Source organism: Phenylobacterium sp. (assembly GCF_046290725.1).
Classification (GTDB): Bacteria; Pseudomonadota; Alphaproteobacteria; order Caulobacterales; family Caulobacteraceae; genus Phenylobacterium.
Genome location: NZ_JBKBUH010000001.1, coordinates 1,317,604 through 1,337,847 on the forward strand (window position 1 = coordinate 1,317,604; position 20,244 = coordinate 1,337,847).

The following is a 20,244-nucleotide window of genomic DNA, read 5'->3' on the forward strand; positions in this document are numbered from 1 at the left end:
GGGGCGCCCCTGAAGCGCCCCGCGTCGTCTCACGGAGAGGTGGCTGAGCGGTTGAAAGCACCGCACTCGAAATGCGGCATACTCGCAAGGGTATCGAGGGTTCGAATCCCTCCCTCTCCGCCACTTCTCGGATCGCAGCCGTCAGCGCTTGCCGAACAGCCAGCTGAGTAGGCCGCCTTTCCGAGCCGGCCGTTCGCGGCTCCGGACCGGACGTTCGAACCTACGGGCCGGGGGTTCACGGTCCAGGGCGCGCCAGGAGAGCTTCGGCGCGGCTCCGTCCTCATGGCCGGGCGGGGAATAGCCGCAGACCTCCGTGCTCAGCCGGATCGGCGCGTCGAAGAAGTAATCGGCCTCGTCGGATCCGGCGGCGGCGTCCTTGCGGCAGGCGTCCAGGATGGCCGTCAGGGCCGGGGGCGCCTGCCCGGCCTCTGTGACCTCGTCTTCAGCCGGATCATGGGTCACCGACCAGGCGTGTGCGCCGTCGTCGTAGCGCCAGGCACCGCTGAACATGGTGGTTTCGCTCATCTGGCAGGCGACGGCCGATCCGCCCTGCGAGAGCTCGGCGGCCAGGTCCTCGGACGCGAACTCCGAATCGTCCGCAAAGACGAGCAGCCAACCGCCCGGGAGTTCCGCCAGCGCGAGCTCCGCCGCCAGTTCGTCCTCGACAGCTTCCAGCTCGGTCGCCTTGAGCCGTTCCAGCACCTCGGCTCGGCCGAGCCCTTTCACCGCGATCCAGCTGACGTTCAGCCCCATGTCCCGCTCCCGCGCCACCTATGGTCGAGCTTGACCTTAGGCGTCGCGGAAGCGGCGATAAAGAACAAATATAGAACATAGCGCCACCTGATCCGCGCTCACTTCCGATCGGCCGGGTCGGCGAAGGTGTAGAGCGCCAGGAGAAGGACGGCGGCGGCCTCGCGGTCTGGCGAGCCTTCCGGGGGAAGGTAGAAGGTGGGCTTCAGCGCTCCGCGCACCAGGCCGGCGATCTCCTCGCCGTCGCGGGTCACCACATAGGAGAGCACCCCGCCCGAGCCGAACGGGACCGAGCCCGCGATGCGGGCGGTGCGGGCGCGCAGGGTCGCGCCGTTCCAGGTCATCTCGGCTGCGCGCTGCGGCTGGTAGAGGCGCGCGGCGAGCCCGCCCTTGGAGAGCGCCAGGGCGAAGCTCGCATCCGGCGGCCCGCCGGCGAACTCGCAGATATAGGCGAGGTCTTCGCGCTGGAACTCGATCCAGGCGAAGGCGGTGCGGCTCTGGCCGCCGGCGCAGGCCGCGGTCATGGGCTCGGAGCGATGGGGCGAGGCCACCGTGAACTCGGTCTTGGCGCTGTCGGAGGAGAAGATGCCGACCGCCCGGGCGCTGGAGGCCCGCGTCCGCACCTCGCCGGAAAACTCCGCCAGGTCGTAGCCGTAGCCGAGGAGGAGACCCTTCACCCGCTTTGGCTCGAGCGTGAGCTTCTGGGTGCGCTCGGTCATCGGCTGGGCTTGAGCCGCCCCCGGCCCGCCCAAGATCGCCATGGCCGCCAAGGCCGCCAGAATCCGCCGCATGCCCCATCCCCCCGCTAGCCCGGGGGTAGGCTAGGGCGGGAGCCCGAAGGGTTCAACCTTGGGGCGCGGCGGGCGGGTTTAGAGAAAGCGCCGGGGAACGGGCGGGAGGAGGGGAGGAGCCCGTCCCCCGGCGAGTCAGGCCGCGACCGGGGGAAGGTCCAGTGCGGCGGCGACAGCGGGGTGGACGATCCTGCCGGCCTTCACGTTCAGGCCCGAGGCGAAGCCGGGATCGTCGGTCAGCGCGCGCTCCACGCCCTTGTCGGCGAGCGCCAGGACGTAGGGGGTGGTGGCGGCGCTGAGCGCATAGGTGGAGGTGTGCGGGGCCGCGCCCGGCATGTTGGCCACGCAATAGTGGACGACGCCGTCGACCACATAGGTGGGGTCGGCGTGGGTGGTCGGCCGGGAGGTTTCGAAGCAGCCGCCCTGATCGATGGAGACATCCACCAGCACCGAGCCCGGCCGCATCAGCTTGAGGTCCTCGCGGCGGATCAGCTTGGGCGCCGCGGCGCCGGTCACCAGCACGCAGCCGATGACGAGGTCGGCGGTCGGCAGCAGCTCCAGCAGGGCGCCGCGCGAGGCGAGCAGGGTCTTGGCCCGGCCCTCGAAATGGGCGTCGAGCATGGCGAGCTTGGCCGGCGAGATGTCCATGATCGTCACGTCGGCGCGCATGCCGACGGCGATCTCGGCGGCGTTGAAGCCGGAGACGCCGCCGCCCAGGACCACCACCTTGGCCGGCGCCACGCCCGGCACCCCGCCCATCAGCAGGCCGCGCCCCCCGGCCGGAGCCAGCAGATTGGCCGCGCCCACCTGGGCGGCCATGCGGCCAGCCACCTGGCTCATCGGGGTGAGAAGCGGCAAGCCGCCCTTTTCGTCGACAATGGTCTCATAGGCGATGGCCGTGCAGCCCGAGGCCATCAGACCGCGGGCCTGCTCCGGATCGGGCGCCAGGTGCAGGTAGGTGAAGAGCACGTGGTGCGGCTTCAGCCGGGCGATCTCGACGGCCTGCGGCTCCTTGACCTTCACGATGGTCTCAGCGGCGGCGAACACGGCGTCGGCGTCGGGGAGGATCTGCGCGCCGCAGGCGGAGTAGTCCGCATCGGAAAGGCCCACGCCCGCGCCCGCGCCGGACTGGACGAAGACCTCATGGCCGTGCGCCACGAGGGTGGAGGCGACCGCCGGCGTCAGGCCGACGCGGCGCTCCAGGGGCTTGATTTCGGTGACGGTGCCGATCCGCATGGCTTCCTCCTGCCGTTTTGAAAATCATACGCCTCCAAGAGGGAGAAACCTTGAAATCGAACGAGGTTCGGCGCAGGGTCTCGCAATGATCTTGCGTGAAAGGTGGTAGAAGTGGCGAAATCTGCAACCGACATGGATGTTGCAGACAAGACCCTGCTGCGCCACCTGCAGCGCGAGGGCCGCGCCACCAACGCTGAACTGGCCCAGGCGGCCCATCTTTCGGAGTCCGCCTGCTTCCGCCGCGTGCGGGCGCTGGAGGCGCGGGGCGTGATCGCCGGTTACTCGGCCAATGTAGATCCCGCTGCGGTCGGGCTGGGCCTGACGGTGTTCGTCTCCATCACCCTGGCGAGCCAGGCCCAGGACCTGCTGACCGCCTTCGAGACGGCCGTCGCCCAGGCGCCGGAGATCATGGAGTGCCACCTGATGGCCGGCCAGGCCGACTATATCCTGCGGCTGGTGGCGGCCGACGTGGAGGATCTGGAGCGGCTGCACGCCACGGTGCTCACTCGCCTGCCCGGCGTGACGCGGGTCAATTCCTCCATCGCCCTGCGCACGGTGGTGCGCCGCACCGCCCTGCCGGTGCGTTGACCGGGCCCAATTCCGCCACGGACGGGCGTCAGGTTCGCAGGGAGCTGTCGAGGAGCATCCCCATGCGCGTCATCGTCATCGCCGCCGCCCTGCTGGCTGGATCCGCCGTCGCCGCTGGCGCCGCCGAGGGCCGGTTCATCCATCCGGCCGACACCGACAAGGACGACCGGATCAGCAAGGCCGAGTGGGTCGCCCACAAGCTGCCCGAGGCGGAGTTCGCCAAGGCCGACAAGAATGCCGATGGAAAGATCGACGGGCCGGAGTTCGTCGCCTGGCGCACGGCCCACGAGGCCTCGGGCCACAAGCACTGAGGATGGGCGGCGCCCCGTCGCCGGGGCGCCGCACGCCGGCTACCAGATGCGCACGCGCTCCTCGGGCGCGACGTACATGCCGTCGCCCGTCTTGACGCCGAACGCCTCATAGAATGCGTCGATGTTCTTCACCGGCACGTTCACCCGGTACTTGGGCGGGGAGTGCGGATCGGCGACCAGCTGCTGGCGCATCCGGTCGTCCCGGTACTTGCCGCGCCACACCTGCGCCCAGCCGAGGAACACGCGCTGGTCGCCGGTCAGGCCGTCGATCACCGGCGCCGGCTGGCCTTTCAGCGACAGCCGGTAGGCGTCCAGGGCCAGCAGCAGTCCGCCCAGATCGGCGATGTTCTCGCCCATGGTCAGGTCGCCGTTGATGTTCGCGCCCGGCAGCACCTCGATGGCGGAGTACTGCGCGCCCAGCTTCGTCGCCTGGGCCTGGAACTTGGCCGCGTCCTCCTCGGTCCACCATTCGGCAAGTCGGCCGTCGCCGTCGGACTTGCGTCCCTGGTCGTCGAAGCCATGGGTGATCTCGTGGCCGATCACCCCGCCGATCGCGCCATAGTTGATCGCCGGATCGCCGTCGGGATCGAAGAAGGGCGGCTGCAGGATGGCGGCCGGGAAGACGATCTCGTTCTTGGTGGGCGAGTAGTAGGCGTTGATGGTGGGCGGGGTCATGCCCCACTCCTCGCGGTCCACCGGCCCGCCCAGCCGCGCCGCCCGATAGTCCCACTCGAAGGCGAAGGCGCGTTCCGCATTGCCGTAGAGGTCGTCGCGGCGGATCTCCAGGCCCGAATAGTCGCGCCACTTGTCCGGATAGCCGATCTTCACCCGGAACTTCGACAGCTTCTCGAAGGCCTTGGCCTTGGTCTCCGGGCCCATCCAGTCCAGCTTCTCGATGCGGCCGTGCATGGCGGTGCGCAGGTCGGCGACCAGCGCCTCCATCTTGGTCTTGCTGTCGGCGGGGAAGTAGGCGGCCACATAGGCCTTGCCCAGGTCCTCGCCCAGGCCGGTGTCGACCAGGGTCACAGCCCGCTTCCAGCGTGGACGCTCGGCCTGCTGGCCCGACAGCGCCCTGTCGCGGAACTCATGGCGGGCCAGGGTGAAGTCCTTGGAGAGATAGGGCGCGGCCTGGTCGGCCAGGTGGAAGGCCGACCAGGCCTTCAGCGTCGCCACCGGCGCCTTGGCGAAGATCTGGGCGATCTGCGGGAAGGCGGTGTTTTCGGCCACGATCACCCGATCGGCCTTGGAGAGCTTCGCGCCCTGCAGGAACGCTTTCCAGTCGAAGCCCGGGGCGAAGCTCGCCAGGGCCTTCGCGTCCACAGGATTGTAGGTCTTGTCGTCGTCCCGCCGCTCGGCCCGGGTCCAGGACGCGCGCGCGATCTCGGTTTCCAGGTCGACGATGGCCTGGGCGTTGGCGTCGGCGTTCTCCCAGCCGGAGAGGGTCAGCAGCTTCGCGACATAGGCCTGATAGGCGGCCTTCTGGGCGGCGAACCGCTCCTCCAGATAATAGTCGCGGTCGGGCAGGCCCAGGCCGCTCTGGAAGAGGTAGGCCGCATAGGTGTCCGGCGCCTTGGCGTCGTCATAGACATAGGCTCCGAAGAAAGAGCCGCCGAAGCCGCGCATGGAGGCGCCCATCAGCCGGGCGAGGTCCGAGCGGGACTTCGCATTGCGGATCGCCGCCAGGTCGGCCGCCATGGGTTGGGCGCCGAGCGCGTCCACCCGCGCCTCGTCCATGAAGCTGGCGTAGAGGTCGCCGACCTTGCCGGTGTCGGCCTCGGCCACCGCGCGCATCCGCGCCTGGGAGAGTTCGGAAAGGGCGTCGAAAGCGCCGAACCGCGACCGGTCGGCCGGAATCTCCAGGTTCTTCAGATAGGTCCCGTTGGCGTATTCGAAGAAGTCGTGGGCCGGGCTCACCGCGGCGTCGCGGCCGTCCAGGTCGAAGCCCCAGGTCCCCATGCGGGGGGCCTGGGAAAGGTCGTCGGCGGCCAGCGCCGGGGCCTGGGCGCAGATCAGGGCGGCTGCGGAAGCCGCGCCGAGCCAGAAGGTTCTCATGAAGGGGCGTACCTTGAGCGAGCGATAAAAAGCGGCGCGACCGTGAACCGGCCGCGCCGCGAAACGCACGTTACTTTTTTGTTACGTTTCAGGCCTTAGCGGAGAGCGCCTCGAGCGCCTGGGCGCGGACCCCCTTGTAGTCGAGCTTGCCGTTCGGCGCCCGCACCACCGGCGCCAGGACGAGTTCGCGCGGGGCTTTGTAGTCGGCCAGAAGGCCCTTCACGTGGGCGGCGATCTCGGTCTGCGAAGGCGGCGCGTCGCCCGTGAAGTCGACGACGGCGCAGATCCGCTCGCCGAAGCGCGGGTCGGGCACGCCGACCACGGCGGCGTCGCGCACGCCGGGATACTTCTTCAGCGCCTCCTCGACCTCTTCCGGGAAGACCTTCTCCCCGCCGGTGTTGATCACCTGCGAGCCGCGGCCGAGCAGGGTGATGGAGCCGTCGGCCTCCACCGTCGCCCAGTCGCCCGGCACGCTCCAGCGGCGGCCTTCGAAGGTGCGGAAGGTCTTGGCCGACTTCTCCTCGTCCTTGTAGTAGCCGATCGGGGTGTGGCCCCCGACGGCCACCAGGCCGCGGACGCCCGAGCCCGGCTGCACCCGCTCGCCCTCCTCGGTGAACACCGCCGCATTGGGGCCGGTGACGAACTTGGCCGTGCCGGCCGCCGCGCCGCCGCCGGAGGTGGAGGCCGCCAGGCCCAGGGCCTCGGAAGAGCCCAGGCTGTCCATCAGCATGATATGCGGCAGGTGCTTCAGCAGGCCCTGCTTGTTCTCAGCTCCCCACATGGCCCCGGAGGAGACGATCCGCCTCAGGCTGGGCATCTTCCAGCGGCCGGGATTGGCCTCCAGGCACTCCAGCATCGGGGCGGCGAAGGCGGGCCCCACGATGATCAGGCCGGAGACCCCCAGGCGCTCCACCTCGTCGAACAGCTCGACGGGATTGAACCTGCGCGAGGGCAGGGTCGCCACCGCCCCGCCGGAGACCAGCACCCCGAACGAGATGAACTGACCGGTGGCGTGCATCAGCGGGGCCACTGGGATGGTGATCTGCTGCGGCTCGGGGCCGGCCGCCGCGCGCGCGGCGCGCTCGCCGGCCTCGGCCACGGTTTCCAGCGGCGGCAGGCCCAGCAGCAGGTTCGCGCCGCCGCCCAGGCCCTTGAACAGGTCTTCCTGGCGCCACATCACGCCCTTGGGCATGCCGGTGGTGCCGCCGGTGTACATGAAGACGAGATCGTCGGCCGACCGGCCCCAAGGCGCCTCGTAGCGCGCCGCGCCCTGCGCCGCGATGCTCTCGTAGTCGACGGCCCAATCCGGCGCCGGATGGCCGGGCTCTGCCACGGCGATCCAGGCCTTCACCTTCGGCAGGCGCCCTCGCACCTTGTCGGCCGTCTCGGCGAAGGAGGCGTGGAAGACCACGGCTTCGGCGTCGGCGTTGTCGAACAGATAGGCCAGCTCGTCTCCGCCGTAGCGGTAGTTGGTGTTGAAGGGCACGAGGCCGGCCTTGAAGGCCGCGAAATAGCTCTCCAGGTACTCCGGCCCATTATAGAGGTAGCCCGCCACCTTCGCCTGGCGGCCCAGCCCCGCCTGCTCCACGAGGAAGCGGGCCAAGGCGTTGGCCCGGGCGTCGAACTGACGCCAGAGGACGGTGCGGTCGCCCTGGATCTGGGCGGGCTTCTCAGGAATCGCCGCGGCCACGGCCTCCCACAGGTTGGCGTAATTCCAAACCAAGACGTCTCCTCCATGCTCAAAATATGCCGGGCATAAGGAGGATGGGGCCTGGCCCTGTCAACGCCGCGGCGGCCGGTCGCGCGCCGCCGCGACGCCAAGCGCCTCAGTGATGGGCGTGGTCGCCCGCCGGCGGGCCGGCGCGGACCTCGAACTCCACCTTCACCCGCGCGCCGCTCTGGAAGACGAGCGTGGCCGGCGCCTTGTCGCCGGTCTTCAGGGCCTGGGTCAGGCCGATGAACATCACGTGGTTCCCGCCGGGGGCGAAGGCGACGGACCGGCCGGCGCCGATCGCCACGCCGTCGTCCAGGCGCTGCATGGACATCACGCCGTTCGTGACGGCCGAACGGTGGATCTCCACCCGTTTGGCGACAGGGCTCTCCACCGCCGTCAGTCGGTCGGCGGTGCGCCCACGATTGGCGAGCGTCATGTAGCCGGCGCCGTTCATTCCGGCCGCGGCGGGGCGCGACCAGGGGGCGGACACCTCGATCTGGCCCTGGCGGACGTCGGCGGCGTGTGCGGCGCCGGCGACGAGCGCGGCGGCGGCGAGGGTGAGCAGAATGCGCATGATGGCTTCCTAGAGCAGGTCAGTGTTGATGGTTGTGGCCGGCGGCGGGGAGCACCTGGAAGTTCGGCGCTGGATATTTCGGTGGCGGGCCGTCTGTGGATGTCTGGTCCCAGCGCACTTCCTCGGTCCCGCAGGTCTGGATGACCGCCAGGCGCAGCGGCCCCGCCTGAGCGGGGAGTTTGAATAGGACGGCGAACTCGTCGAACTGATCGCCAGGCAATTCGCCGTGCCAGGCGACGGCCGAAATCCGGTCGCCGGCGCGCGCGGTCTCCAGCCGCCAGCCCGGCTTGGGCTGGGGACGGGCTGTGGCGATCTCCGGCGGGATCTCGATACGGAGCATGGTCGTGGCGGCTTGGCCGCAGCCGTGGCCGACGCGGAAGCGGACCGCCTGGTATCCGGCGGCCGGACCTTCGGCGGGATCGGCGACGACATGGGCGGCGGCCGGGGCGGCCGCCGCGAACATCAAGGGAATGGCTGCAAAGCGCAGCCCACGGGCAGGGCGGGACATGATGTCTCCCAGGGAAGCATGACGGAGCGCGCCGGCGCGCGCAGGCGGCGTTCGAAAGGTCAGGCCTGGGAGGAAGGCGGGCCCTGGCCCGGCGGGCGCGGCGGTGCGCGGGCGATGCAGGGCGCGGCTGGGAAAACGGCTGGCGGCGCGGCGGCGGCTTGAATGGCGACGATGACACCCGGCGGCGACGGAGCCAAGACGGCGAGCGTCGCACCCAGGCAGTCCTGGCAAGGCAGGCCTGCGAAGCCTTGGCGCGGCTCGCCCCGGGCGTCCAGAGTCACCAGCTGGGCGCCCTGTTCGGTGCAGAGCACCGTTTGTCGCGACCCGGCCGATTCGGCCGCCAGGGCGGCGGCGGGCAGCAGGGCCTGGGCGAAGAGGGCGAGAAGGGCGGCGAGGAGCCCCCATCGGCGATACTTCGCGCCCGTTGCCGCGGCTCGTGTCACGGATAAAGCTCTTAAGGCCGCGCCGAGGCGTGACGCAAGGCGCCTTCCCGCCGCATATTGGATTCGCCCCTGAAGGAGTCGGCATGGAAGGCCACGTCTCGCCCGGCGAGTACAAGGACATCATCCTGTTTCTCGCGACCGCCGGCGTCATTGTGCCCCTGTTCCGGCGCTGGCGCATAAGCCCGATCATCGGTTTCCTCGCGGCTGGCGTGGCGCTTGGTCCGTTCGGCCTGGGGGCGCTGTCGGGGACCTATCCCTGGCTCGGCTATTTCACCGTCGACGACCCCGAGGAGATGGCCCAGCTCGGCGAGCTCGGGGTGGTCTTCCTGCTCTTCATGATCGGGCTGGAGCTCTCCTGGGAGCGGCTGCGGCTGATGCGGCGCTACGTCTTCGGCCTGGGCGGCCTGCAGGTGGGGCTGAGCCTGGCGGCCATCGCCGCGGCCGGCGTGGCGCTCGGCCTGCCGCTGCCCTCGGCGGCCCTGATCGGCGCGGCCCTGGCGCTCTCCTCCACCGCCGTGGTCATGCACATCCTGACCGAACACAAGCGCCAGCACGCCCTGGCCGGCCGGGCGACCTTTTCCGTCCTGCTGTTCCAGGACCTGGCGGTGGCGCCCATCCTGGTCACGGTCGCCCTGATGAGCGCTGGGGGCGGGGAGGAGCTCTCGCCCCGGGTCCTGCTGGCCTTCGCCCCGGCCGCCGTCGGCGTGCTGCTGCTGCTCGTCCTCGGCCGGCTTCTGCTGCGCCCGATCATGCGATCGGTGGCGCGGGCCAAGAGCGAGGAGCTCTTCATGGCCGCCTGCCTGTTCGTGGTGATCGGCGCCGGCCTGATCAGCGCGCTCACCGGGCTTTCGATGGCGCTGGGCGCCTTCATCGCCGGACTGCTGCTGGCCGAGACCGAGTACCGGCACGAGGTCGAGGTCACCATCGAGCCGTTCAAGGGCCTGCTGCTCGGCCTCTTCTTCCTGTCGGTGGGGATCGGGCTCGACCTCTCCATGCTGCTGGAGCGGCCGCTCCCCGTCCTGGCGCTGGCGCTGGGCGTGACGGTGCTGAAGGCCGCCGTCGTGTTCGGCCTCGCCCGGCCGTTCGGCCTACCGCCCCGCAGCGCGGCCGAGAGCGCCCTTCTGCTGGCCGGCGGGGGCGAATTCGCCTTCGTGATCCTCTCCGCCGGCATGAACGGAGGCGTGATCGACCGCGAACTCGGCCACACCGTGCTGGTCGCCGGGACGCTCTCCATGATGTGCATTCCCGCCCTGGCCATGCTCAGCCTGCGGGTCGGGGGCCGGAAGGTGCGCGGCGAGAACCTGCGCCCCGATCCGCCGCTGGCGCCCGAAGACGAGGCGGGGGAGGGGGGCGGCCCCCCGCGGGTGCTGGTGGTCGGCTACGGCCGGGTGGGCAAGCTGGTGGGCGAGATGCTGTCTCGTCACGGCATCCCCTGGGTGGCGGCCGAGCGCGACCCGCGCCTGGTGGAGGCTGCGCGGCGGGCGGGGGAGCGCATCTATTTCGGCGACGCGGCCCGGCCGGAGTTCCTGCGCCGCTGCGGCCTGGATTCGGCCCCGGCCCTGGTGGTGACCATGGATGCGCCTGACGGGGTGGAGGCCATCGTCGCCATCGCCCGAGCCATGCGGCCCGACCTGACCATCGTCGCCCGCGCCCGCGACGCCCGTCAGGCGCAGAGGCTCTACGAACTAGGAGCCACCGACGCCGTGCCCGAAACGGTCGAGGCGAGCCTGCAGCTTTCCGAGGCCGTTCTGGTGGAGATCGGCGTACCCATGGGCCTGATCATCGCCTCGGTGCACGAGCGTCGCGACGAGTTCCGCAAGGCGCTCAACCGTCCTGAGTCGCTGGGTGGACGGACTCGGAGGTTCCGCCGGGAGGCCTGAGGCGGTCGGCGGAACCAAAAGTGTAGCTCGGCGTTGTGACGGGCGGCGCGGCACGGGGTGCGCCGATGGGAGCGGGGCTGGATGTGTTGTGCGTTTGCACCATCGAACCGATGCGCGGGACTTCGCGCGTGCGTCGATGCGTCCGCTTTACAAGATTTTTCAAGGAACTGGCGCTCCATTCCCCGTCCGTTCTTGCGCCCGGGGGCGCGAGCTTGATCTATGTTAAGGAAAATTTCGGCGGATCGGCGCGAACCAGGCGCGCCGGGGTCTGTCGGACGGGGGACTTCGTCCTCCGGAGCCGCGCCGCTGGTGCGGCTCTACTGGCCAAACTCCTGGTGGCGTGCGCAAAGCATCGGCAAATTGGCCGCGGTGTGGCCTTTGCGACACTTTCGCGCCGCTTAGGCCTTGATATAACACGCTGGGTCATAAGGCCGCAGCAGAGGGCAATGAGAGGGCTCTGAATATGAAATTCAAACTCCTGGCGGGCGCCGCGCTGGCTGCGGTGTTCGCTGCGTCCGGGGCGTCCGCGCAGACCGCGGGCTGGTACGGCGCGGTCGACCTCGGTTACCACTGGCCCGATGGCGTCGACGCCACCTCCTCCAACAACGCCGCCAACGGCTCGCCCTATTCCTGGAACTTCAACCAGGAAGAAGATTGGGCCGGCTTCGCGCGTCTCGGCTATCAGCTGAACGATCACTGGCGCGTCGAGCTCGAGCTCGGCTATCGCCCGGGCGACATCGAATCGATCCGTGGCGGCACGTCGAACGCGATCCTGGGCCTCTGCACGCCCGGCGTCGTCCGCACGGCTGCGGCTCCGAACTGCGGCTCGCCGGCCGGCGAGATCGAAGCCTGGACCGCGATGGGCAACGTCATCTATGACTTCGCCCCCGGCTCGATGATCAACCCCTTCATCGGGGCGGGTATCGGCATCAACCACGTGAAGATGAACGTGGTCGGTCAGTTCTCGAACATCACCGGGGCGATCTCGGCCGCCAACCCGGCGATCCAGAACCTGACCATCGACGACACCGACACCGCGCTGGCCTGGCAGGTGCTCGCGGGTCTGGCCTGGCGCGCCACCGATCGTCTGAACGTCGACCTGACCTACCGCTATCTCGGCGGGTCGGACCTCGACTTCGCCTCGACCGGCTCCAACGCGCTGCAGCCGGGCGTGTTCTCGGGCGAGTACAAGGACCAGTCGGTGACGGTCGGCCTGCGGTACTCCTTCGCGGCTCCGCCGCCTCCGCCGCCTCCGCCGCCTCCGCCGCCGCCTCCGCCGCCTCCCCCGCCGCCTCCGCCCCCGCCGCCTCCGCCGGCGTACGAAGCGCGGCAGTTCATCGTCTACTTCCCGTTCGATCAGTACGTGCTGACCCCGGACGCCCAGACGGTGGTGCAGGAAGCTGCGAACTACGCCACGGGCGGCAACGCCACCCAGATCGTGGTCGTGGGCCACGCCGACACCTCCGGTTCGGCCGCCTACAACGTCCGCCTGTCGGAACGCCGCGCCAAGGCGGTGGCCGACGCCCTGGTGGGCCTCGGCGTCAACGCCGGCGCTCTGCAGGTCGACTGGAAGGGCGAGACCATGCCTGCGGTCGCCACCGGCGACGGCGTCAAGGAACCGCTCAACCGCCGTTCGACGATCGACATCAACTTCTGATCTCGATCCCAGGCGTGAAGCTTGTGGGGAGCCCGGCCGAAAGGCCGGGCTCCTTCGTTTCTAAGCCTGCTCGGTCAGCCGCCGATCAGGATCCACAGGCCGACGGCGGCGAACGAGGCGGCCGCGCCGATCCGAATCCATTTCAGCGGCAGCTTCCCGGCCGCCTTGTCGCCCAGGAGTACGACCGGGCCATTGGCCAGCATCATGCCGGCCGTGGTGCCGATCGCGACCATGACTACGTCCTGGAACCGGGCGGCCAGCGCCGCCGTCGCCACCTGGGTCTTGTCGCCCATCTCCACAAAGAAGAACGCCACGGCGGTGATCCAGAAGACGGAGCGCCCCGGCCGCTCGGCGGGGCCGTCGTCCTCGCCGAACTCGTCGGGCACGAGCGCCCAGGCGGCGAAGGCCAGGAAGGCGGGGCCCAGCACCCAGCGCATCCACGGCCCCTCCAGCAGGGCGCCGGCGGCTGCGCCGAGACCGGCGGCGAGCGCATGGTTGGCGATGGTCGCCACCAGTATGCCGGCCAGAATCGGGGCCGGCTTGCGATAGCGCGCCGCCAGCAGCAGGGCGAGAAGCTGGGTCTTGTCGCCGATCTCGGCGACGGCCACGAGGCCGGTGGAGACAATGAGCGGTTCAAGCACGTGCGGGTCCGGGGCGGGGTCGAGGCATGCCCATGGCCTTCCGCGCCGCCGACCCCGCCATGGACCGACGCGCGAAAGCCAAAGGTCTCGCCAAGCTTGGGCCGGACGCGCCATGCCTTGGGCCCAGCGGCCCGCCGCAAGTCTGTTGACGCGCCCCCTGCTGATGGGTGCAGGCGGCTACTCCCCAGTGACGGCGTGGCGATACTCCGCGCCGGCGGGCCCGGGCAAGCGCGAACGACTCGCGATTGGGGCGGCGCGATTTGTCACAGGCTTGTGAGCGGTCGCTCCGCAGGCGAATTCTCCAGCCGCTTCAAGCCGCGGCGTTTGGCGTTAACCTCTCGTTAGCAAAAAACCCTGGGGGCGAACCGCTTCTCCCCGTTGACGAGTCATTAGGCTTGATGCCCCATATCTGGGTGTACGGCGCGATGCCGGCCACAACATGTAGAGAAAACCGGCGACGACGGGCGGGGGGCTCGAAGCGCCTGATCGGTAATGGGTTTTGAGCATGAGCGGCAGCGAAGCGGCGATCCGGCAGGTTTCCGAGGCGGTCCAGGCGGCCGCGCAGAAGCCTGAGCGACCGCAACTGCAGCTGGTCCGCAAGGTCGAGGTCGACCGGTCCCGCGACGCCCTCTTGACCGACTTCGGCAAGACCACGCTGGAGGATCGCTATCTCCTGCCGGGCGAGAGCTACCAGGACATGTTCGCCCGCGTCGCCACGGCCTATGCCGACGACGCCGACCATGCTCAGCGGATCTACGACTACATCTCCAACCTCTGGTTCATGCCGGCCACCCCGGTGCTGTCCAACGGCGGCGCGGGCCGCGGCCTGCCGATCTCCTGCTTCCTGAACGCCGTCGGCGATTCGCTGGAAGGGATCCAGGGCGTCTGGAACGAGAACGTGGCGCTGGCCTCCAACGGCGGCGGCATCGGCACCTACTGGGGCGGCGTCCGCTCGATCGGCGAGAAGGTGAAGGGCGCGGGCCAGACCAGCGGCATCATCCCCTTCATCCGGGTGATGGACTCGCTCACCCTGGCCATCAGCCAGGGCTCCCTGCGCCGCGGCTCGGCGGCGGTCTATCTCGACATCCACCATCCGGAGATCGAGGAGTTCCTGGAGATCCGGAAGCCCTCGGGCGACTTCAACCGCAAGAGCCTGAACCTCCACCACGGCATCAACATCACCGACGAGTTCATGGAGGCGGTGCGCGACGGTCGCCCCTTCGGCCTGCGCTCGCCCAAGACCAGCGAGGTCCTGCGCGAGGTCGACGCCCGCTCGCTCTGGCAGAAGATCCTGGAGATCCGCCTGCAGACCGGCGAGCCCTACCTGATCTTCTCCGACACGGTGAACCGCGCCATGCCGGCCCACCAGCGCGAGCTGGGGCTGAACGTGCGCCAGTCGAACCTGTGCTCGGAGATCATGCTGCACACCGGCCCGGATCATCTGGGCCGGGAGCGGACGGCGGTGTGCTGCCTCTCCTCGGTCAACGCCGAGAAGTTCATGGAGTGGCGCGACCACCCCACCTTCGTCGAGGACGTCATGCGCTTCCTCGACAATGTGCTGGAGGACTTCATCACCCGCGCCCCGCCGGAGATGAAGAACGCCGTCTACGCCGCCCAGCGCGAACGCTCGGTCGGTTTGGGCCTGATGGGCTTCCACTCTTTCCTGCAGATGCAGAACGTGCCGTTCGAAAGCGCGCTCGCCAAGAGCTGGAACATGCGCCTCTTCAAGCACCTGCGCCGCCAGTGCGATGCGGCCTCCCGCACGCTGGCCGCCGAGCGCGGCCCTTGCCCGGACGCCGCCGAGCGCGGGGTGATGGAGCGGTTCAGCCACAAGCTGGCCATCGCGCCGACCGCCTCGATCTCGATCATCTGCGGCGGGACCAGCGCCGGCATCGAGCCGATCCCGGCCAATATCTACAGCCACAAGACCCTGTCCGGCACTTTCGCCGTCAAGAACCCCTATCTGGAGCGGCTGCTGGAGGAGAAGGGCAAGAACACCACCTCCGTCTGGGATTCGATCCTGGAGAACGAAGGCTCGGTCCAGCACCTCGACTTCCTGACTCAGGACGAGAAGGACGTCTTCAAGACCGCCTTCGAGCTGGATCAGCGCTGGATCGTCGAACTGGCCGCCGACCGCACGCCCGATATCTGCCAGTCCCAGTCGGTGAACATCTTCCTGCCTGGCGACGTCGACAAGTGGGACCTGCACATGCTGCACTGGCAGGCCTGGGAGCGTGGCTGCAAGTCGCTCTACTACCTGCGCTCCAAGTCGGTGCAGCGCGCCGCCCACGCCGGCGGCGAAGGCGCCCAGATCCTGGTCGAGGCGCCCGCCGGCCGCACCGACTATGAGGAATGCCTCGCCTGCCAATAATCGCGCGGGACTCCGTCACAAACTGCGCCTAGGCTCTCCCTGTCGAACCAACGCAGCTCGGGGGGGCTCGTGCGGAGAGTGACGGCGGGAGTCTCGCAAAGCATGGAAGGGGAACGCTTTTCCCCATTCCGTCATTCCTCTCTCGTAGTGAGGCGCCCGCCCGGCTTCGGGCCTGGACGGCGCCGCTGGGGAGAGCACGGATGAGATTGCCGGCGGGACTGGCCGTCGTTTTGGGATGTTGTGCGGCGGGTCACGCCGCCGCCCAATCGGATCCCGCCGCCTCGCGTCTGATGAGCGCGCCCTTCGCTCCCAGCCACCAGGCGAAACAGGACGTCGACGCGATCGCCGACCTCCTTCTGGAGCGCGAGACGATTCGCTCAGGCGCCGGACCTTTCCGCACCAGGACGACGCGGCTTCAGCTCCGGCCCGCCAAGGGCGGTGCGGTCGATTCAGTGCGTGTGCGGGTCGGGGAACGCCTGCGTACGCCCGCCGGCGTTCCGCTCAACCTGCAGGGGGCGGACTACGAAGCCCGCGATTACGAGGTGGCCCTGACCCGCGATTGGCCGGGCGCCGTACGGTTCGAGGCCGGCGACTACGATCTCGACGTCACGCCGCATGCGGGCCTGGGCGTCTCCAGCGCCGGCGGCCAGGCCGAAGCCGGCGCCACCGTCACCTTTGGCCAGCGGGCCTCGGATGCGGTGGAATCCCGCCTCAAAAGCCTGGGCGTTCGCGACGGCGCCAGCTTCGGCGACCAGGGCCGCTGGTACCTGTTCGCCGCCGCCAGCGGCCGGGCGGTGGGGCTGAACATCCTGCGCGACGGCTCCGGCTGGGACCGCGCCGGCTGGTCCACCGACGCGTCCTCAAAGCTGGTCGGCGACGCCCATGTGGGCGTGGGCTGGCGCAAGGGGCCGCTGCAGACCTCCTTCGGCTACATCCACCGCGAGGTGAAGGGCGAGCACATGCTGATGGGCCAGGACTCCAAGGAGGATTCAGTCGTCGCCTTCTCGCTTTCGGTGAAGCCGGGGCGTTAGGGGGGCGGATCTATCGTCGGCCCGTCCTTCCGGGCCGCTTGCACCAAGGCCTCGATCGCCCATCGGCGCACCTCGCGCGCGGTCTCGTCCGGCAGCCTCAACACGTCCCGTGTGACGATGAAGCTCTCGGTGCCGATCAGGATCGCCAGGGCGGCCACCAGCTTCTCCATCGCGTGCGGCTCGAGCCCGTCGCGGGCCGGCGCCACCGCCGCCTCGATCAGCGGCGTGCGCCGGTTCTGACGCGTGGGGAGCGCCTCCGGCGGCGCGGCCGTGGCGCTCTGTTCGAGGATCCGCGCGAGCATCAGACGCAGAGGCCCCTCGTTGGCGCGGATCATGGCCTCGAAGGCCTCATCCACCTTCAGCACCCGGGCTACAGGGTCGGAGGTGGGAACCTCCTCCAGCAGGGCGGCGTCCGGCGCGGCGAGGTGGAGCGAAGCTTCCAGCAGCAGAGCTTCGATGTTCTGGAAGTAGCGGTAGGCGGTGGCCCGGGAGACCAGGGCCGCCTCCGCCACCTCCTCCAGGCTCGGCCGCCCGCCGTCCCGAACGAGCCGGGCGGCCGCATCGAGCAGGTCCTTGCGGGTGCGCTGCCTCTGGTTGAGGCGTCGGGAGCTCGCGGCCTTGTCCACGTCAATCCTGCGGCAGCTGCTGGAGGATGGCGGCGAGATCGATCCAGACGTTCTCACGCTTCATGTCGCCGGCCTCGTCGAACTCGACCACGTGCAGCAGCCGGAACTCCAGCTCTCGGCCGCGGCCTTCCAGGCCGAACGGGCGCCCCGGCGCCTTGCCGCGCCAGACGCTGTCGTCGACCATGAAGCCCTCGCCGTAGAGGCGGCGCAGGGAGCGCACCTGCCCGTCCGACAGGTCGGCGAACAGCGTCCGATAGAATCCCCGGGCCGCCTCGCGCCCGTGAGTGGGCCCGGTCGGCCAGCCAACGATGTCGTGTTCGGCGTCCTCCGCCAGGGTGGCGAGCACGCCTTCGATATCGTCGCGCGCTTCGAAGCCGAAATGCTCGTCCATCTTTTCGTCCATCTGCTCGCGGGTGAGCGGCACGGCGGTTCTCCTTCTCGATGAGCCAGTGGCCGGCGCGCTCCAGCAGCCGACGGAAGGAGGTTTAATGAGACAATTATCTCATTACAAGCAAATTATCTCATCACGAGCTGAGCGGCTCGCCGATGCTCAGCCCATCCGCTGGGCCCACAGCGCCGCCAGCCGCGGATCCTCGTCCACCCGGCGCACGCACCCGGCCATCTTCGGCGCCTCGCGATAGAACCGCTCCCGCCGGGGGCGGAAGCGGGAGACCACGTTCACATAGAGATCGAGCACGGTGAGCTCCTCGCCGAGGATGTAGCGGCCGGGCGAGACCTGGCTGTCCATGATCGCCCAGCACTGCGCGATCCGCTCCAGCACCCGCTCCTCCAGGGCCGCGTGGCCCGCCGGATCAGGGACGAGGCGCGAGGGGTCGTCCTTCACCCAGTAGAGCGAATAGATGGCGCTGGAGACGAAGCTCATCCAGCGCAGGAACTGGCCGCGACCCGGCTCGCCGGGCCGCGGCGCCAGCCGCGCCTGGGGATGCCGCTCCGCCAGCCAGATCAGGATCGCCGCGCTTTCGGTCAGGACCTCGCCGGAGGGCAGCACCAGGGCCGGCACCTGGCGCATCGGATTGGCGGCCAGAACCTTGTCGCCGCTTTCCGGATCGTCCTGGTCCCAGGTGTAGCTTTCGATCAGCTCATAGGGTTGGCCGATCAGGGTCAGGGCCGCTTCCACGGCCACGGCGCCGGAGCCGCGGGCGCCATAGAGGGTGAGGGTGTCGGTCACAGCTTTATCCCCGGCTTGTTCACAACATCTTGGGTAGCTGCGTTAACTCGCCGCTAGATGTTGTCGTGGATCGATGGCTAGAGTTTGAAGGTTAAGTTCGCGTCCGTCGATTCCGTCCAGCTGGAAGGCCCGCCCGTGTCCGCCAAATCCGCCCTGCCCGGCCTGCTCACGCCCTCCTACGCCTACAAGCCGTTCCGCTATCCGTGGGCCTACGAGTTCTGGAAGAAGCAGCAGCAGGTCCACTGGATGCCGGAGGAGGTGCCGCTGGGCGAGGACCTCAAGGACTGGGCCGCCAAGCTCAACGACAAGGAGCGCAATCTGCTGACGCAGATCTTCCGCTTCTTCACCCAGTCCGACGTCGAGGTGAACGACAACTATATGGAGCGCTACAGCCGCGTCTTCCGCCCCACCGAGGTGAAGATGATGCTGGCGGCCTTCTCCAACATGGAGACCATCCACATCGCCGCCTACGCCCTGCTGCTCGAGACGATCGGCATGCCCGACTCAGAGTTCACGGCCTTCCTCGACTACCAGGCGATGCGCGACAAGCACGACTACATGCAGCAGTTCGGCGTCGAGACGAACGCCGACATCGCCCGCACGCTCGCCATGTTCGGCGGCTTCACAGAGGGGCTGCAGCTCTTCGCCTCCTTCGCCATGCTGATGAACTTCCCGCGCCACAACAAGATGAAGGGCATGGGCCAGATCGTCTCCTGGTCGGTGCGCGACGAGAGCCTGCACTGCGAGGGGATCATCAAGCTCTACCACGCCTTCAACGCCGAGACCGGCGTGGTCACCAAGGCGGTGGCCGACGACATCGTCGACTGCTGCAAGACCGTGGTCACCCTGGAGGACAAGTTCATCGACCTGGCCTTCGAGGCCGGCGATGTCCAGGGCATGACCCCGGACGACATCAAGGCCTACATCCGCTTCATCGCCGACTGGCGCCTGCGCCAGCTGCAGCTGCCGGAGGTCTATGGGGTGAAGGAAAACCCGCTCCCCTGGCTCCAGTCCATGCTCTCGGGCGTGGAGCACGCCAACTTCTTCGAGGCCCGCAGCACCGAATACTCCAAGGCCGCGACCAAGGGCTCCTGGCACGGCGCCGACGGCGTGTGGACCAACTTCGACAACATGCTGGCCAAGCGCGCGGAGAACACCCTGCCGGCGGAGTAGGGGGGGACTCTGAGTGGGGTGGTTAGCGGACGCAGCCGCTAAATCATCTGTCGGACTTCGCTCGTGAGCTTGTTCACGTCAAAGCCCATGATGTCGGGGTTTGCCATCGGGTCGGGTGGGCTGAACTGCGATGGCCCAGACATCCACGTGCTCGCGGGCTCCAATCACCGGGCAAGTAAAGCCTTCCTCGCCGAGTTCCGCGATGCGGGCTTGCGCCGGGGGCCTAGGTGAACACCTGCTTCGAAAGAAGGACGTCCACCTTCTGCACATGCGCCGGGCGGATGAGCAGATGGTTCATTCGCGCGACGTCGCGGAAGATGTCGCCACCCCCGCCAGCCACATGTGCATCCCGCCCGGCGATGTCGGGGAACGTCTCGAAGATGGCGAAGGTCGTGGGTGAATGGCGCACCGCGTACCACGGCCCGGTGGCGGGCTCGTGCTCGACGCAGTCTCGAATGTCCCGAAGCATCTGCAGAACCTCGTCTTCGCGGCCCGGTCGAGCCTCGATCAGGATGTAGAAGGCCTTCCGACCCTCGTCCCCATCCTCCCCGGTCATGACGACGCCGCGGTGCTGTGGTGTCGTGTGCTTGGCCATGGGCGATCCCTCTGCGCGGCGAGTGTTTCCGCCGTCGTATCCTCTCTTCGGGCCGTGGCGGGTTGCCCGATCCATCGAGAACCTTGCCTAAAACTCCGACGGGGCCCTACCGTC

The 20,244-nt window shown here is 69.0% G+C and carries 20 protein-coding genes, 1 tRNA gene and 1 riboswitch; of the genes, 8 read left to right on the top strand and 13 right to left on the bottom strand.

Going from position 1 to position 20,244, the window contains the following annotated elements; translation table 11 throughout:
• Positions 1–33: 33 nt before the first annotated feature.
• Positions 34–123, top strand: a tRNA-Ser gene (locus tag ACK41C_RS07005).
• Positions 124–141: 18 nt separating this feature from the next.
• Here ACK41C_RS07005 and ACK41C_RS07010 read toward each other — a convergent pair.
• The 3 genes from ACK41C_RS07010 to ald all read right to left on the bottom strand — a co-directional run bounded on the left by ACK41C_RS07010 (position 142) and on the right by ald (position 2,777).
• The gene (locus ACK41C_RS07010) at positions 142–753 is read right to left on the bottom strand and encodes a hypothetical protein (RefSeq protein WP_409651998.1); all 612 of its coding nucleotides are present in this window, start codon (positions 751–753) and stop codon (positions 142–144) included.
• A gap of 98 nt (positions 754–851) precedes the next feature.
• Positions 852–1,541: a hypothetical protein gene (locus ACK41C_RS07015; protein ID WP_409651999.1), complete on the bottom strand. Its 690-nt coding sequence runs from the start codon at positions 1,539–1,541 to the stop codon at positions 852–854.
• Between the two features lie 135 nt (positions 1,542–1,676).
• Positions 1,677–2,777, bottom strand: a complete 1,101-nt coding sequence (gene ald / locus ACK41C_RS07020; protein ID WP_409652002.1) for an alanine dehydrogenase — start codon at positions 2,775–2,777, stop codon at positions 1,677–1,679.
• Positions 2,778–2,909: 132 nt separating this feature from the next.
• Between ald and ACK41C_RS07025 the strand changes: the two genes are divergently transcribed.
• Positions 2,910–3,365, top strand: a complete 456-nt coding sequence (locus ACK41C_RS07025; RefSeq protein ID WP_409652005.1) for an Lrp/AsnC family transcriptional regulator — start codon at positions 2,910–2,912, stop codon at positions 3,363–3,365.
• 62 nt (positions 3,366–3,427) lie between these two features.
• Positions 3,428–3,676, top strand: a complete 249-nt coding sequence (locus ACK41C_RS07030; RefSeq protein ID WP_409652008.1) for a hypothetical protein — start codon at positions 3,428–3,430, stop codon at positions 3,674–3,676.
• Positions 3,677–3,715: 39 nt separating this feature from the next.
• On the opposite strand, the gene ACK41C_RS07035 is transcribed toward ACK41C_RS07030, so the two are convergent.
• The 5 genes from ACK41C_RS07035 to ACK41C_RS07055 form a co-directional block, all read right to left on the bottom strand.
• The gene (locus ACK41C_RS07035; RefSeq protein ID WP_409652010.1) at positions 3,716–5,728 is read right to left on the bottom strand and encodes a M13 family metallopeptidase; all 2,013 of its coding nucleotides are present in this window, start codon (positions 5,726–5,728) and stop codon (positions 3,716–3,718) included.
• 88 nt (positions 5,729–5,816) lie between these two features.
• Positions 5,817–7,451, bottom strand: a complete 1,635-nt coding sequence (locus ACK41C_RS07040; RefSeq protein ID WP_409652012.1) for an AMP-binding protein — start codon at positions 7,449–7,451, stop codon at positions 5,817–5,819.
• Between the two features lie 103 nt (positions 7,452–7,554).
• Entirely contained in the window at positions 7,555–8,016 is a 462-nt protein-coding gene (locus ACK41C_RS07045) for a copper chaperone PCu(A)C (protein WP_409652015.1), read from the bottom strand.
• Positions 8,017–8,035: 19 nt separating this feature from the next.
• Complete coding sequence (locus tag ACK41C_RS07050) at positions 8,036–8,524, bottom strand: YcnI family protein (protein ID WP_409652018.1); 489 nt, start codon at positions 8,522–8,524, stop codon at positions 8,036–8,038.
• A 59-nt stretch (positions 8,525–8,583) separates the two neighbouring features.
• On the bottom strand, positions 8,584–8,967 hold the full coding sequence (locus tag ACK41C_RS07055; protein WP_409652020.1) for a DUF2946 domain-containing protein: 384 nt from the start codon (positions 8,965–8,967) through the stop codon (positions 8,584–8,586).
• An 83-nt stretch (positions 8,968–9,050) separates the two neighbouring features.
• Between ACK41C_RS07055 and ACK41C_RS07060 the strand changes: the two genes are divergently transcribed.
• Entirely contained in the window at positions 9,051–10,847 is a 1,797-nt protein-coding gene (locus ACK41C_RS07060) for a cation:proton antiporter (RefSeq protein WP_409652023.1), read from the top strand.
• Positions 10,848–11,310: 463 nt separating this feature from the next.
• The gene (locus ACK41C_RS07065; RefSeq protein ID WP_409652026.1) at positions 11,311–12,504 is read left to right on the top strand and encodes an outer membrane beta-barrel protein; all 1,194 of its coding nucleotides are present in this window, start codon (positions 11,311–11,313) and stop codon (positions 12,502–12,504) included.
• A gap of 74 nt (positions 12,505–12,578) precedes the next feature.
• Here the strand turns inward: ACK41C_RS07065 and ACK41C_RS07070 are convergent, their stop codons facing one another.
• The gene (locus ACK41C_RS07070; protein ID WP_409652028.1) at positions 12,579–13,145 is read right to left on the bottom strand and encodes a TMEM165/GDT1 family protein; all 567 of its coding nucleotides are present in this window, start codon (positions 13,143–13,145) and stop codon (positions 12,579–12,581) included.
• 76 nt (positions 13,146–13,221) lie between these two features.
• Positions 13,222–13,343, bottom strand: a riboswitch (yybP-ykoY riboswitch).
• 307 nt (positions 13,344–13,650) lie between these two features.
• Here ACK41C_RS07070 and ACK41C_RS07075 point away from each other — a divergent pair.
• Both ACK41C_RS07075 and ACK41C_RS07080 read left to right on the top strand, forming a co-directional pair.
• Positions 13,651–15,516 carry a ribonucleoside-diphosphate reductase subunit alpha gene (locus tag ACK41C_RS07075; RefSeq protein WP_409652030.1) on the top strand — a complete coding sequence of 622 codons (1,866 nt, stop codon included), beginning with the start codon at positions 13,651–13,653 and terminating at the stop codon, positions 15,514–15,516.
• 200 nt (positions 15,517–15,716) lie between these two features.
• Complete coding sequence (locus ACK41C_RS07080) at positions 15,717–16,547, top strand: lipid A-modifier LpxR family protein (RefSeq protein WP_409652031.1); 831 nt, start codon at positions 15,717–15,719, stop codon at positions 16,545–16,547.
• On the opposite strand, the gene ACK41C_RS07085 is transcribed toward ACK41C_RS07080, so the two are convergent.
• The 3 genes from ACK41C_RS07085 to ACK41C_RS07095 form a co-directional block, all read right to left on the bottom strand.
• Complete coding sequence (locus ACK41C_RS07085) at positions 16,544–17,173, bottom strand: TetR/AcrR family transcriptional regulator (protein WP_409652033.1); 630 nt, start codon at positions 17,171–17,173, stop codon at positions 16,544–16,546. The two genes, ACK41C_RS07080 and ACK41C_RS07085, sit on opposite strands and share 4 nt — an antisense overlap.
• Position 17,174: 1 nt before the next feature.
• Positions 17,175–17,597 carry an ester cyclase gene (locus ACK41C_RS07090; protein WP_409652036.1) on the bottom strand — a complete coding sequence of 141 codons (423 nt, stop codon included), beginning with the start codon at positions 17,595–17,597 and terminating at the stop codon, positions 17,175–17,177.
• A gap of 126 nt (positions 17,598–17,723) precedes the next feature.
• Entirely contained in the window at positions 17,724–18,362 is a 639-nt protein-coding gene (locus ACK41C_RS07095) for a glutathione S-transferase family protein (protein ID WP_409652038.1), read from the bottom strand.
• A 135-nt stretch (positions 18,363–18,497) separates the two neighbouring features.
• Here ACK41C_RS07095 and ACK41C_RS07100 point away from each other — a divergent pair, with 135 nt between their 5' ends.
• On the top strand, positions 18,498–19,535 hold the full coding sequence (locus ACK41C_RS07100; RefSeq protein ID WP_409652041.1) for a ribonucleotide-diphosphate reductase subunit beta: 1,038 nt from the start codon (positions 18,498–18,500) through the stop codon (positions 19,533–19,535).
• A 223-nt stretch (positions 19,536–19,758) separates the two neighbouring features.
• Here the strand turns inward: ACK41C_RS07100 and ACK41C_RS07105 are convergent, their stop codons facing one another.
• On the bottom strand, positions 19,759–20,130 hold the full coding sequence (locus ACK41C_RS07105) for a putative quinol monooxygenase (protein ID WP_409652042.1): 372 nt from the start codon (positions 20,128–20,130) through the stop codon (positions 19,759–19,761).
• Between the last annotated feature and the right edge of the window lie 114 nt (positions 20,131–20,244).